The following is a 13,996-nucleotide window of genomic DNA, read 5'->3' as shown; positions in this document are numbered from 1 at the left end:
GCCCGCGTCCGCCGGTGTCGCCGCCTCCCGCTCGCGATCCGGGCGGGAACGACGTTCCGCGCCCAGTGCCGGGCAGGCCCGGACCCGTTCCGGGTCGCCCACCGGTCAGCACCGGCCCGCCACCCAGACCCGGCCCGGACGTGGTCGGCCCGCCCGTGTTCGTCGTGCCTGGCTGGACGGTGGTGGTCGGCTGCGTCGGCCCGCCGTCGAAACCGGCCGCCTTGGTCCCGGTCGTGCCGGTGTCCACCGGGTTGACCGACACCTGACCGTGTGACCCGCGGCCGTCGGTGCCCGTGGAGTCGGTCGACCGCGTTCCGGTGTTGTCGGAGGTGGTGCCGCGATCCTCGTAGGTGAACCCGCCGACGCGGTGCCCCGGCTCGGTCGGCTGCCCGACAGTGACGGTGGCCTCGTCGGCCAGGATCGTGCCGTAGGACTCGGGCATCCCGCCGGTGTTGTAGGTGCTGGCGTCGCCGTAGGAGCGCATCACCGCCACGTTGTTCTCGGCGGCGGCGCTGTGCTCACCCAGCTTGGACTCGTAGGTGCCCCGCTTCCCGTCGTTGAGGAAGTCGAACGGGTTCAGCTTGTCGGGCCGTGGCGGCACCTCCACCACGGAGTTGTTGGCGTGGTCGAACGACTCCACCTGCCGGGTCGTCAGGTCCTGCGCGGTCTTCATCTCCGGCGCGGCCATGGCGTGCTGCACCGCCAGCGGCCCGGCCCCACGCTGCGCGGCCCCCGCGGACTCCCCCTGCCACGCCGACTCCATCCGGCCGGTCAACGCCGTGATCGCGTCCGCCCGCTCCTGGTACTTCGCCGCCAGGTCGGTGACGATCGCCGACGCCTGCGACAGGCCCTGGCCGCCGTAGCCCGCCTTGAAGTTCTCGTAGATCTGCTCTGGAGTCAGACTCATCCCTGGTACCCCTCCCCATCCCGCTCCCGCACGAACCATACCGGCCCGGAGTCACCCCCCGAGCACGTTTGGTGACCATGCCCGCAGGTCAGGTACTTCTACTCACCTCGGGCCTACCCGCCGAGCAGGACCGGCACCAGCCGCTCGGCCAGGGGGACCGCGTCCGCCGCCTTGATCTTCACGGTGCACCACGCGTCATCGCGCAGCAGCACCGTGACGGAGTCCTTGCCGAGCTTCGCGGGCCGCCCCGCGACCGTGTCGGGGAACGTCTCAGTCTCAAACCTGTAGTGGATGCCAACGCTCGCGTCCTCGCGGCCACCAGTGCGAGTGGCCTGACAGCTGCCGACGTAGACCTTGGTCGAGTCTGTGTACCGGGGCGGCTGTAGTCCCAGGTTCTCGCGCATTGCGGTGCACAACTGGAGCGTTTGGGTCGGTATCGGAAGGTCCACGATGCCACCACGCGGCGCTGGCGGGGTGCTCACGTACGGCATCATGCCGTCGGTGTCGACCGCCGGAACCGGCTCGGTGTCGGGCACCAGCGCGGGCAGCAACTCGTCGAGCACGCGCGCCAGCATCTCCTCCCCGCCGCTCCGAAGGGGCTTGGTCACTCCGATCGACAGCAGGCTGTGGGACCGCGCGCCGACCGACTCCGCAGGGGTTAACGCCTCATCGGTCAGCGCCAGCACGACCGAACGTCCATCGGGGGTTCTCAGCGCAGGCCTGCCGTTGATCGTCGTCGTGAGGACCAGCGCCTTTCGATCTGGCCGCATGACACTGACCGACACACCGAACGACGCGCTCGTGATCTGACAACGCCCGCCGAGTGCGGCGGTGGGTTGACGGCCGACTGGGCCGCTGAGTAGGTGCTCCCACCGGTCCTTCGGAATCGCCTGACACAACACCTGGGCGGCCGTCTCCGGCTGAAGCCAACTCAACGCCCGGCCACCCGCCGGGCGCACCGGCCGCAGCGCACCGTCCTGCGTCAACGGGTCAACGGCGACAGCCGATGAACTCGCCGGAGGACTGACCTCAGGACCTGTGCACCCGCTGACCAGCAGAAACCCCACCAGCCACACCAACGTCACGCGCATTCTCACCACTCGTCCACCATGAATCCAGACCGCGACTCGTCACGATCGTTCTCGACTACCGGGCGTTCGGACGGCGTCGGCTTGACCGCAGGAGGCAGGACAGGCAGCTCTCTGATCATTCCCTCGTTCTGCAGGGCCACATACATGCCGTAGACAGACTCCCTGGCTTTGCCCGCGGCCTCCTGGGCGACCCCGATGATCACAGCGGCCAGATCGTCCGGGCTCATGGCCAGAGCCTGGTGAGTCAACGCCAACTCGGTCACCATGCCTCCCGCGTCGACCGTCGCGCGGACTGACCGGTCACCGGACTTTGCTTCGGCGGTCACGCGCGTCGCCGCGTCACGAGTCGATCGGAGAGTCTCCTTGCGCGTCAGGGTGCGGCTGTAGATCTGTTCGGCCTGCTCGGTGATGGCGGTCGCGCGTTGCGCGAGTTCGGCTGCTGTGTGCTGTTGATCGGTCATGCCGCAGGTCCTTGCTCTGGGTAGCGGTCCTCAACCCGGTCGCCCACCGTGCGATCGTCGAATGAGCCGTTCGCGTCTCGTGTGGGTTCCGGGACAAGATCGCGGGTGTCGGTTGGTTTGCGATGCCGTCCCTGGGTCTCGTCGGTCAGGCCGAACGTTTCCGGCCGGAAGTCCGGCGAGGTCACGATCAGCGGCCGATCGGGTCGGATCTGCGGCAGGTTGTCGCCGGTGAAGCTGCTGGTCACGATCCGCAACGCGTGTTCGATCTTGGCCCGTTCGCCGTCGATCAGGTGGATCATGGCCTCGCCCGCGTCGACGCACTGTACGATCACGCCGAGTTCGGAGTCAGCGCCTTTGGCCTCGATGGCCACCGATGTGCCCGCGCCCATCAGGGTCGCCGCGAGTGACATCAGCAGCGGCGGGCCGACCGGTCCGGCCGCCGCGACCCCAGCAGCTATCGCAGCCAGCGCGCCGACGATCGACGCGCCGACCTTCCAACTGTCCGTTTCGGCGGCTTCGATGCCCCGAAGGGTGCGCTCAACCAGGTCGAGAACATCGCGACGCATCGCGCTGATGAGGGCTTGATGCGCCCGCAAGACTGTGTCCAGCCCAGCGAGGTCCAGGACCAGCACGCCGGAAACCCCGTCACGCAGTTGGCGCAGGTAGCTTTTGAACTGGTCGGCAGCCGTGCCGTGCCATTCCTGAACACATCCATCGGCGGCGCCGAACAATTCGTTTGGGTCCTGGATGAGTCGGTGCTGGGCGGCTGCCAAGTGGTGGATCATCACCTGGGTGGCCGCGTCCTCGCCAGAGGCGAACTCGTCGAAGATGCGTCTGAGGCGGATGTCCAGCTGTGCCGCCGCGCCGATACCGTCGTCGTCGTGTTCCCGCATGAGCCGGGTCAACACGTCGGCATGCTCGCCCATCGCGCGTTTCCACTGGCCATCGGCTTCGTAGTCGATTCCAGACGGACCACGAGAGACGGGGGCATGATCGATGACCCCCGTCGCCGGGGACGACTCGTCCGGCCTGCCGTCGGCCTGCCGGTATCGCCGACCGATCTCGATGATCGCCTGCGCTGCGAGTTCGACATTCTCTCTGTTGTCGTCGAGTGCTCGCGTCAGGTAGTTCACCGACAGGTATATCTCGCTGCCGGGCTGGTGGAATAGCTGGCGCATCGACGGCGGGCGCATCGTTGGAGTGGCGGCGCCCACGGTGAAATCGTCATGGGTGCCGAACGCGCGAGAAATCCAGCTGCTGGCGTTCCTGACCTCACACCGAGCGTCATGCGTCATCTGCGCGATTCCGGGCAGCACTTTCGCACCCAACTCGTCCAAGCCTGATAGCGCTACCGAAAAGTTGTCCATTCCCCCACCTCGGCATCGGGCTCGTTCCGGTCTCCCCAACCTGAACCCCGGGGACACCGTATCGCCCCGGGGTCACCTTGCGAACACCTTTGATAACTTTCAGTAGTTCTACTCACTCACTCGCGGCACCCGTAATGATCTTGGTCAACCGCCGATACACCCTGTGCTGAAGCGTTACAGTGCGAGACGGGTCCGAGGAGGGGGAACATGCAGCCGTCGCTGATCGCCGATGAGCTCAGGTCTGCGCTGACTTCCTACCTTGGCACCACGTTCGCGCTGGCGGACGAGGACGTTCGCGACCGGCTCACCGGCTTCCTGACCAGCCAGGACGAAGGCATCTTCCGTGGCCCGTACGTCCGTCTGCGGCTGCCGTTCCAGGTGGCGGACGGCTCGTGGCGGGCCGCGTTGGACTGGGCGCCGACCGGGTTCGCGCCCTACCGGCACCAGGCCGAGGCGTTCACCCGGCTCAGTTCCAAGCACACCCGCCCGCGACCGACTCTGGTCACCACGGGCACCGGCTCCGGCAAGACCGAGTCCTTCCTCATCCCGATCATCGACCACTGCCGCCGCCACCGCGACACCCCCGGGGTCAAGGCGCTGATCCTCTACCCCGATGAACGCCCTGGCCAACGACCAGGCCCGCCGCATCGCGGCGATGGTCGACGGGCATGGGCTCAGCGACGTGCGGGTCGGCCTCTACACCGGTGACGCCGAGGCGGGGGCGGGTGACGGCCTGCTGCGGCAGCGGCGGGAACTGCGCGACAACCCGCCCGACATCCTGCTCACCAACTACAAGATGCTCGACTTTTTGTTGCTGCGCCCCGAGGACGCGCCCCTGTGGGCCGAACACGCCCTCCAATACCTGGTCCTCGACGAATTCCACACCTACGACGGCGCGCAGGGCACCGACGTGGCCATGCTCCTGCGTCGCCTCGGGATGGCGCTGGGCCAGTCCACGCCCGGTCGGCCGCTGGGCTCGATCACCCCGGTCGCCACCTCCGCGACCCTGGGCGACGGCAGCGAAGGCGGACGGCTGCTGGAGTTCGCCGGGCGCGTGTTCGGTGAGCCGTTCGACTCCGACGCGGTCATCGGCGAGCGGCGGCTGAGCCCGGGGGACTGGCTCGACGACCCGGCGGGGCAGTCGCTGCCGCTGCACGACGAACTTCCCCCGCTGTGGCCCGGTCTGTCGCATATGGACCGTCTGCGGCAGACCGCCCAGGTGTTCTTCGGCGACGTCGGCATCGACGACCGCCACGCCCTCGGCCTGCGACTCAGGGGCCACCCGCTGACGCATGCCCTGCTCGACGCCGCCGCGACACCGCGCGCGTTCGCGGAGGTGATCCGCGCGGTCGCGCCGAGTTGGGCGGGCCGCCCCAACGGGGAGCGCGTGCTCGCCGAATACCTCGGCCTGCTCTCGCACGCCCGCGACGGCGACCGGCCACTGTTGCAGGTGGACATCCAGCTCTGGGTGCGCGAAGTCCGCAGGCTGGACCGGATCGTCGACTCCGTGCCCGACTTCCAGTGGAGCCTGGACAGCCCGCGCACCGAGATCGACGAACGGTTCCTGCCCGCGGTCTACTGCAGGCACTGCGGCCGGTCCGGCTGGGGCGCGCTGCGCCGCTCCCGGGACATCGTGCTCGACAGCAACGCCCGGACGATCACCCAGCAGTCGGTGTCCAAGTCCGGCCGGTTCCGCGCCATGCTGCACGCCCCCGGCGAGCGCCGCGCGGGTGATCAGGGCGCGCTGTCCTGGCTGGACCCGGTCACCCTCGAACTCTTCGACGCCGAACCCAAAGGCGACCACGCGTGCCTGCCGGTCCTGGCCACGCCGGACGACGAGGCCAGCAAACGCGACACCTGCCCGTCGTGTCAGCAACGCGACGGCATTCGCTTCCTCGGCTCCCGGGTCGCCACCCTGACCTCGGTGGCGCTGGGGCACCTGTTCGGCAGCTCCGACGTCGAGCCCGACCAGAAGAAGACCCTCGTGTTCGCCGACAGCGTCCAGGACGCCTCACACCGCGCCGGATTCATCGAGGCGCGGTCCTTCACTTTCAACTTCCGGTCGCTGCTTCACCGCAGCCTCAACGGAAACACCCTCACGCTCGCCGAGATCGCCGACGCGATGAAGTCGGCGGCCCGCACCCCGGCCGAGCGCTACGCCTTGCTGCCGCCCGACTTGCTCGTCGACGACACCTACCGCGACGTCTGGGAGAACCCGCGCCGCGCATCAGCCAAGCTGCGCACCGCGATCACCACCCGGGCCGGGTTCAACGCCATCCTGGAGTTCGGGCTCAACGCGCGCGCGGGCCGCACCCTCGAACTCACCGGCACCGTCGTCGCCCATGTCGACGCGGGCTCACCGACCCGGCTCACCGGGCTGGCCGAGTCCGTCATCGCCGAACACCGCGACCGCTTCCCGCAACTCGACCTCACGCCGCCCGCGCCCGCCGCCCTGGCCTGGATTCGCGGTGTGCTGGAACGGATCCGGCTGCAGGGCGGCATCAACCACCCGTGGCTGACCAAGTACCGGCACGAGGACGGCAACCGCTGGTCGATCTGGGGTGGCCGCCCGGCGGCGATGCCCGCGTTCCCCACCCGCAGGCCCGCGCCGGTCTTCCCTACCACGGCGGTGAAGTCCGAGCCCTTCGACAGTGTGGTCGCCAAAGGCACCTGGTACTGCCGGTGGACCGCGCGCTGTCTGGGCCTCGCCGAGTCCGAAGGCCCTTTCCTGGTGCGCGCCCTGTTCGAAGCGATGCACAAGGCGAACATCGTCTCCGAGGTCAAGACCAAGACCGCCGCGTCGGTGTACTACCTCGAACCGGACTCGGTCGTGCTGCACCCCACCGAGCCCGGCCACCCGCAGACCGTCATGGCGTTGCTGCGCTGCGACGTGTGCTCCTACCGGTTCCCCGCCGCGCACGAGATCGCCGGGCAACTGCGCGACGGCCGATGCCTGCGCGACCGGTGCGCCGGAACACTGCGGGACGAGCCGATCGCCCCGGACTACTACCGCGTCCTCTACACCTCGCGCGAAGTGCGGCGCATCACCGCGCACGAGCACACCGGCATGCTCGACGCCGAGACCAGGGTCAAGGTCGAGACCGCGTTCAAGTCCAGCGACGCCCCAGACGCGCCCAACGTGCTCACCTGCACCCCCACCCTCGAACTCGGCATCGACATCGGCGACCTGTCCGCGGTCGGCCTGACCTCGCTGCCGCGCTCGGTCGCGGGCCACCTGCAGCGGGTCGGCCGCGCGGGCCGCCAGACCGGCAGCGCGCTGGTGTTCGCGGTGCTGCCCGGCCGGGGCATCGAACTGCACTGGCTGGCCGAGCCGCTGGACATGATCGCCGGGGAGGTCACCCCGCCCGCCTGCCACCTCGACGCCGTCGAGATCATCCGCCGCCAGTACTTCGCGTCCCTTGTGGACAGAGCGGCTCGGGCGGGCAAGGGGAAACCGCCGCGCACGGCCGGGCGCATGTTCACCGCGGCACTGTCGGAGGGTTCCTGGCTCAGCGACCTGCTGCGCGACGCGCGGGACAACGCCGACACCCACGTGCGCGAGTTCGTCGACGGCTTCCAGGGCCACATCATGACCACCACCGCGGACATGCTGGCCGACTGGGCCGGGGTCGGGCTCGACCGCGACATCGTCTCGCCGCTGGAGCGCGCCGTGGACGACGCGGTGAAGGTGTGGCTGGCCGAGCGGGACGAGCTGCGCGAACGCGCGGCGGTGATGGAAGCCGAGATCACGCGCCTGACCGAGATCAAGAACGTCCTGGGCTCCGACGACGTCGACGATTTGCGGCGGGTGCGCGGGGAGCACCGCGCGGCCCGGTCGCGCATGTCGGGCATGGCCCGCCAGTACTGGATCACCGCGTTCGAGGCGCTCGGTCTGCTGCCGAACTACACCCTGCTCGACGACCGGACCCGGCTCGACGTGGGACTGACCTGGACCGACGAGAACGGCAAACCGTCGGTCGACCGGTTCACCTACGAGCGCGGCAGCCGGGTCGCGCTGCGCGAACTCGCGCCGGGAAACACCTTCTACGTCAACGGAAGCGCCCTGCGCATCGACGCCGTCGACGTCGGTTCTCCACGCAAGTCCGAGATCGTGCGGTGGCGGTTCTGCCCGCGCTGCGGCTGGTCGGCGGAGAACGCCGGGCCCACGACGTGCCCGCGCTGCGGCGACAACCGGGCCGCCGACACCGGCTCCGTGCTGCCGGTGGTCCGGTTCAAGCGCGCGTCGGCGTTCGCCCCGCGCGACAGCACCCGGTTCGGCGACGAGGACGACGACCGGCAGCGGCGGATGTTCACCGTCGCCACGACCGTCGACGCGCAGGACGTGCAGCGGGCCTGGGGGCTGACCGACTACCCGTTCGGCGCGGAGTTCGCCCGCCGCGCCGACATCCGCTGGGTCAACCTCGGGCGCGCCGACACCGGGGGTGTGGAGCGGATCATCGGCGGCGAGTCGGTGCAGGCCCCGCTTTTCCTGGCGTGCAAGCATTGTGGCGTGGTCCCGGCGGCGCAGGACCGCGACACCGCCGACGCCCGGCACCGGGGCTGGTGCCCCCAGCGCGGCACGCCGGAGCCCGATGGCTGGACGTCGCTGGCGTTGCTGCACGAACTGCGCACCCAGGCCGTGCGGCTGCTGGTGCCGCCGATCGTCATCGCCGACGACACCCTGTTGCAGTCGATGCGCGCGGCGCTGTTGCTGGGTCTGCGCCGGGTTCTCGGCGGCGAACCGGACCACCTCGACGTGGTGATCGCCCCCGACGTCGACCGTCACCACAGCCGTCATGTGCTTGTCCTGCACGACCTGGTCCCCGGTGGGACCGGGTACCTGGCCCGGTTCGCCGACCCGGACGCGGTGCGCGCGCTGCTGGCCGAGGCGCTCAAGGCGCTCGAACAGTGCCCGTGCGCCGACCGGCCGGTGCAGGCGTGTCACCGGTGCCTGCTCGCCTACGCCCCGCCCGCGGCCGTGCCGGTGGTGCGCCGCGACCGCGCGGTCGAGCTGCTGCGCGACATCCTGGCCAACTGGTCCCCGCGAGACCTGACCTCCCTGCGCGATGTCACCGTCAGCCCCCGCGAGACCCCCATCGAGCTGCGGCTGCGCGCGTTGCTGCACCGGTGGGCCAAACAGGAGAAGGCCGAACCGAGGTTGGCCCCCGGAACCGGCGGCGATCGGCTGGAGTTCACCTTCGGCTCCGGTTCGGACAGTCGCGTGTGGACAATGGAGGCCCAGCCGGGGCTGGGCTACGTGCGCCCGGACTTCGTGCTGTCTTGCTCGGACGGCCGCGTCCCACGGGTCGCGGTCTTCTGTGACGGACGGCAGTTCCACGCCACCGCCGAACACAACCGGCTCGCCGATGACGCCGACAAGCGCGCGAACCTGCGCGCGGACGACTACGTCGTGTGGGCGCTCACCCACGACGACCTCGACGCCTTCGAGCAGGCCATCGACGGCGTCCCGGCCACCGGCTACCCCTACCTGTCCAACGCCCAGCGCCTGGCGACGGAGAAGGTCGCCGACAAGTTCGCCACCCCCCGCACCGAGACCGTCGCGCGGATGCAGGGCGACGCGGTGACCCTGCTGACCAGGTTCCTGCGCCGACCGGACCCCGACGCGTGGCAGGGGCCCGCGCAGGCGATCGCCGTGGGCCTGGTCGGCGGCACGCCGGGCGGTGCGGGCGCGCTCGACCGAGACCAGATCCCCGACCTGCTGGCGCGTGAGCTGCGTGGACAGCACCCGGTGGCGGTCAACGGGAAGGCCAGGATCTTGCTGCGCCGCTCCGCGCGCGGTGCGGTCGCCGTGGTGGATCTCAGCTCCAAGCAGATCGCCGTCCGCGTCGGGGTGGACGACCGCGACGAGACCATCGACACCGTCGAGGAGTCCTGGCGCGACTGGCTGGCCCTGTCGAACGTCCTGCAGTTCCTCGGGCCCGAACGGTTCAGCGCGGGCACGACGTCGGTGCCGGTGCCGGGCGGTCTCGACGCCGTTCCCGCGGCGCCGACGAGCGATCCGGCATGGCGCGAGCTGGTCGCGGCCCGGTTCGGTGGGTCGGTCGAAGCCCTCATCGCCGCGTTGGCCGGCCTCGGCCTGCCCGCGCCGGAACCGGGCTACGAGGCCCACGACGGGCAGCACGTGGTCGACCTGGCATGGCCGCAGGTGCGCGTCGCGGTCTCGATGGACGCCGACACCGAGCGGGACGCCGCGCTGGTCGCCGACGGCTGGCTGGTCGTCGCCCCACATCCTGACGTCGTGGCCGCCGCAGTGAGAGGAACCGCCTGATGCCGGTCGTTTTCTCCAAGGACTTCCACAAGGACCTCGATCTCGACGGGTCGATCAAGGCCAAGGCGTGGGACTTCGTTCGCAAGCTCAGCGCCGACGCCGACCTCACCGGCCTGGACTTCAAACAGCCCAAGGGCGCGATCGACAAGCGGGTGCGCACGGCCAGGGTGTCCGACAGCATCCGGGCGGTCCTGTTCGACATGAGCGGCAACCGCGAGAAGTTCTACCTGCTCGCCGCGATCAAGCCGCACGACGAGGCGTACGCCCTCGCGTCGACCCTGGAGCTGCGGGTCAACCCGGTCAACGGCATCGCCGAAGTGTTGCGCCACAACGACGTGGGCCGGGTCACCGCCCCGCCCGCGGTGTCGGCCAAGGCCGACGACCGGCCGTATCTCGTTCCGTACACCGCCGATGAGCTGACCGGCCTCGGGCTGCTGGCCGACGTCGCGGCCATGGCGGTCGAGATCCGCGACGAGGACACCCTGCAGGCCCTGTGTCTGGCGCTGCCGGAATGGCAGGCCGACGTGTTGCTGCAACTGGCGTTCGGGGTCGGCATCGACCAGGTGCGCGCGGTGTATGAGCCCGCGCCGACGACCGACATCGGCCAGGCCCTCAACCATCCCGCCTCGCGGATGCAGTTCGTCGTGGTCACCGGCGAGGACCGCGAGGAACTGCGCGCCATGATCGAGGGCGACTTCGCCCGGTGGCGGACCTTCCTGCACCCCGAGCAGCGGGCCATGGCCTACCGTCCGAAGTGGAACGGGTCGGCCCGGCTCGCCGGCGGAGCGGGAACCGGCAAGACGGTCGTGGCCATCCGCCGCGCCGCCTACCTCGCCCGGTCGTCGTCGAGGCCGCGAGTGCTGCTCACCACCTACAACCGGACGCTGGCCGCGCACCTGGAGGCAGACCTGGCCCAGTTGGCGGGGCCAGGTGTCGTTGCCCGCGCGGGCGCGGCCGAGTCCGGGGCGGTGCGGGTGGCCGGTGTCGACAGCGTGGCCCGCTCGATTGTGTCCAAAGTGGACGGGCGGGTGCCGAAAGTCATGACGCGGCAGGAGGAGAACCGGGCCTGGGAGCAGACCGTCCAGGAGCTGCCGGATGTCACCGTCGCCGAACTGGACCTGTTCACGCCGGGGTTCCTGGCCGCGGAGTACCGCGATGTCATCCTGGCGCAGGAGATCGCCGACCGGCAGGTATACCTGAAGGCGCCGCGCAAAGGCCGTGGCGTGCGGCTGAACTGGTTGCAGCGAAGCCGGGTGTGGGACGCGGTGGAGACCTTCCGGCGGCGGCTCGACTGCCGGGCCACCTACACCGACCTGGTCGCCAGGGCCGCGCGGCTGTTGGCCGATCCGGTCAGCCGGGCCAAGGCCGACACCTACGACAGCGTGATCGTCGACGAGGGCCAGGACCTGCACGCCACCCACTGGCTCATGCTGCGGCGGCTCGTCACCGAGGGCCCCAACGACCTTCTCATCTGCGAGGACAGCCACCAGCGGATCTACGGTGAACGCCTGACCCTGGGCCAGTTCGGGATCAAGATCGTCGGCCGGTCGCGGAAGCTGACGCTGAACTACCGGACCACCCGGCAGAACCTGCGCTACGCCCTGGGTCTGCTCGACGGCCAGGTCGCCGACCTCGACGGCGAGCAGGAGACGGTGGCGGGGTACCGGAGTCTGCTCAGCGGCGCCGAACCCGAGGCCCATGGCTTCGCCGGCGTGGGCCAGGAGTCGGCGTTCATCGCCGAGACCGTCCAGGCGTGGCGGGCCGACCTGGAAACGGCGCTGCGCGATCGGCACGGCGACGACGTCGACAAGGCGGGGCTGACCCCGGACCTGACCGTGCTCGCCGTCCTGGCCCGCACCAACAGCCAGTGCGACGAGGTGGCCAGGGTGCTGCGTCAGGCCGGCGTCCCGGTGGACGTGCTGACCAAGGACTCCGACGTCGCCGGGTCCGGCGTCCGGGTGGCGACCATGCACCGGGCGAAGGGAATGGAGTTCGCCCGAGTGGTCGTGGCCCGCCTCGACGACGAGTCGGCGCCGCTGCGGTGGGCGCTGGAGCAGTCCCCCGCAGGCGATCGCGAGGACCTGATCCAACGCGAACGCCTGCTGCTCTATGTGGCGGCCACCCGCGCGCGCGACAACCTCGTCCTGACCTGGTCCGGCACCCCGTCCCGGTTCATCCCGGCCAGGTGAGGAGATCCGGGGCGACGGCCCGCAGCATGTCGTCGACCCGCTCGGCGTCGTCGACGAAGCCGATCGGGCTGCGCAGGTCGTGTTCCTCGTCGTCGGTGTCGACCAGGTAGTCGATCGTCTCGGCCACCAGCGCGCGCTTCCCGGCGTCGAGACTGTCCCAGCGGTCCAACACCGCGTCGATCTTCGCGTGCAGCCGCGCGGCCAGCGCGTGGTCGACGAACTCGTGCGTCCTCGCCTCGGCGACAACCCGTGCGTGCTCCGTCAGCCGCCTGCGCAGTTGATCCATACCGCAGTATCCCGCGTCAGGCGCTGACCAGCGCCGCGCGGATGCGCTCGGCGAAATCCTCGATCCGGTTCTCCGCGTCGTAGGGATGGCGCGGCCCGAGCCAGAACCGCAGCCCGTCCTTGCGCCTGCGCGGGATGACGTGCAGGTGCAGGTGCGGCACCGACTGACTGACCACGTTGTTGATCAGGATCGTCGACCCGTCGGCCCCCAACCCGTCCTCCACCGCCCGCTCCAATCGCTGCGCCAGGGTGAAGAACGCCGCGACCCGTTCGGCGGGCAGCTCGCTCAGGATCTCCAGGTGGATCTTCGGAACGACAAGCGTGTGGCCGTGGAACACCGGGCGGTGGTCCAGGAACGCGAGCGTGTCGTCGTCCTCGTGGACGACGGTGGCGGGCAGTTCACCGGCGACAATCCGACAGAACGTGCACGGCTTGGACACCTGACCTCCGGGTTCGCGGGGGTGTGCTGGGCACAATGGTCCCGTGACCGTGCCCGACATGCCCTATCAGGTCCGCCGAGCCCCGACCCGGTACCGCGGCGGGCCGCCAGATCGAACGCATCCTCGACGCCGCTGTCAAGGTGGTCCTGGACAAGGGGCACTCGGCGGCGACGACCGCGGACATCGCGCGGGTGGCGAAGGTGTCCATCGGGTCGGTGTACCGGTATTTCCCAGACAAGGCCGCGGTCATGCAGGCGGTGGTGGAGCGCAACATCCTGTGCTACCTGCACCGCGTGCACACCGAGGCCGACCGCGAGCGCTTCCCGGACTGGTGGTCCGCGGTCGCGCACGCCTACGACATCTACGTCGACATGTGCCGCGCCGACGACAGCTTCCGGGCGGTCGGGGGCGCGGGCCTGTCGGTCGGCGACCCGCCGGAGCTCGACGTGCCGCTGGCCGAAGCCCTCTCGACCGTCCTCATCGTTCGCTACGGATTCCCCTTAAGCGCCGCGTTGCGCGTGTCGATGCTGCAGGCGGTGACGATCGGCGAGGTCATGACCCGGCTGGCGTTCCGCCTGCACCCCGACGGCCACGCCGGCACGCTCGCGCAGGCCCGCCGCGTCGCCCGCGACATCCTCGCCGCACACGCGCCCGCGACCTGGGCGCCGGGCGTCGAATCCGGTTCGGCGGCGAGCCCGCGGGACCGCCCGCCGTCGAATCATGGACGGTCCACACCGGTCAAATCGGCCGCCTGGTTTCGTGACCGCGCGGTGGTCCGCCCGGCGACGTCATCCTGTGCGCACCCCCGAATTGAGGAGTGCCGATGAGCCGTCTCGCCACGCTCGCCGTGCACGCCGGCCGCGAGGATCTCGCCGGTCTTGGTGTGCACGTGCCGCCCATCGACCTTTCGACCACCAACCCGGTCCCCAGCGTGGCGTCCGGTGGCGCGGCCTACGAGGCCCTCGCC

At 70.2% G+C, this 13,996-nt stretch carries 9 protein-coding genes and 1 pseudogene; 4 read left to right on the top strand and 6 right to left on the bottom strand.

What is annotated here, in order from left to right; all coding sequences use genetic code 11:
- The 4 genes and pseudogenes from ACRDSQ_RS16930 to ACRDSQ_RS16915 all read right to left on the bottom strand — a co-directional run.
- A pseudogene (locus ACRDSQ_RS16930) lies at positions 1 to 907 on the bottom strand (hypothetical protein); the annotation flags it as partial.
- A 113-nt stretch (positions 908 to 1,020) separates the two neighbouring features.
- Positions 1,021 to 1,677 (bottom strand): hypothetical protein, encoded by a 657-nt coding sequence (locus ACRDSQ_RS16925; RefSeq protein WP_431422291.1) that lies wholly within the window; start codon positions 1,675 to 1,677, stop codon positions 1,021 to 1,023.
- A 323-nt stretch (positions 1,678 to 2,000) separates the two neighbouring features.
- The gene (locus ACRDSQ_RS16920) at positions 2,001 to 2,459 is read right to left on the bottom strand and encodes a YbaB/EbfC family nucleoid-associated protein (protein ID WP_431422290.1); all 459 of its coding nucleotides are present in this window, start codon (positions 2,457 to 2,459) and stop codon (positions 2,001 to 2,003) included.
- Positions 2,456 to 3,826 (bottom strand): hypothetical protein, encoded by a 1,371-nt coding sequence (locus tag ACRDSQ_RS16915; protein WP_431422288.1) that lies wholly within the window; start codon positions 3,824 to 3,826, stop codon positions 2,456 to 2,458. Before ACRDSQ_RS16915 ends, ACRDSQ_RS16920 begins: the two co-directional genes overlap by 4 nt.
- 207 nt (positions 3,827 to 4,033) lie before the next feature.
- Here ACRDSQ_RS16915 and ACRDSQ_RS16910 point away from each other — a divergent pair, with 207 nt between their 5' ends.
- From ACRDSQ_RS16910 to ACRDSQ_RS16900, 3 genes are read left to right on the top strand one after another with little or no spacing between them, the layout of a single operon-like run.
- Positions 4,034 to 4,534: a DEAD/DEAH box helicase gene (locus ACRDSQ_RS16910; protein ID WP_431422286.1), complete on the top strand. Its 501-nt coding sequence runs from the start codon at positions 4,034 to 4,036 to the stop codon at positions 4,532 to 4,534.
- Positions 4,440 to 10,115 carry a Zn-binding domain-containing protein gene (locus ACRDSQ_RS16905; protein ID WP_431422284.1) on the top strand — a complete coding sequence of 1,892 codons (5,676 nt, stop codon included), beginning with the start codon at positions 4,440 to 4,442 and terminating at the stop codon, positions 10,113 to 10,115. Before ACRDSQ_RS16910 ends, ACRDSQ_RS16905 begins: the two co-directional genes overlap by 95 nt.
- Positions 10,115 to 12,304 (top strand): 3'-5' exonuclease, encoded by a 2,190-nt coding sequence (locus tag ACRDSQ_RS16900; protein ID WP_431422283.1) that lies wholly within the window; start codon positions 10,115 to 10,117, stop codon positions 12,302 to 12,304. The genes ACRDSQ_RS16905 and ACRDSQ_RS16900 overlap by 1 nt, the downstream gene beginning before the upstream one ends.
- On the opposite strand, the gene ACRDSQ_RS16895 is transcribed toward ACRDSQ_RS16900, so the two are convergent.
- Together ACRDSQ_RS16895 and ACRDSQ_RS16890 are read right to left on the bottom strand one after the other, a co-directional pair.
- The gene (locus ACRDSQ_RS16895) at positions 12,288 to 12,590 is read right to left on the bottom strand and encodes a hypothetical protein (protein ID WP_431422281.1); all 303 of its coding nucleotides are present in this window, start codon (positions 12,588 to 12,590) and stop codon (positions 12,288 to 12,290) included. The two genes, ACRDSQ_RS16900 and ACRDSQ_RS16895, sit on opposite strands and share 17 nt — an antisense overlap.
- 16 nt (positions 12,591 to 12,606) lie before the next feature.
- Entirely contained in the window at positions 12,607 to 13,029 is a 423-nt protein-coding gene (locus ACRDSQ_RS16890) for an HIT family protein (protein WP_431422279.1), read from the bottom strand.
- A gap of 65 nt (positions 13,030 to 13,094) precedes the next feature.
- Here ACRDSQ_RS16890 and ACRDSQ_RS16885 point away from each other — a divergent pair, with 65 nt between their 5' ends.
- A complete protein-coding gene (locus ACRDSQ_RS16885) occupies positions 13,095 to 13,856 on the top strand; it encodes a TetR family transcriptional regulator (protein ID WP_431422292.1) in 762 nt (253 codons plus the stop codon).
- Positions 13,857 to 13,996 lie beyond the last annotated feature (140 nt).

Origin of the sequence: Actinokineospora sp. (genome assembly GCF_050699995.1) — a bacterium.
GTDB lineage: Bacteria > Actinomycetota > Actinomycetes > Mycobacteriales > Pseudonocardiaceae > Actinokineospora.
Note: the sequence above shows the minus strand (reverse complement) of the source record. Positions and strands in the feature narration are given on the sequence as shown.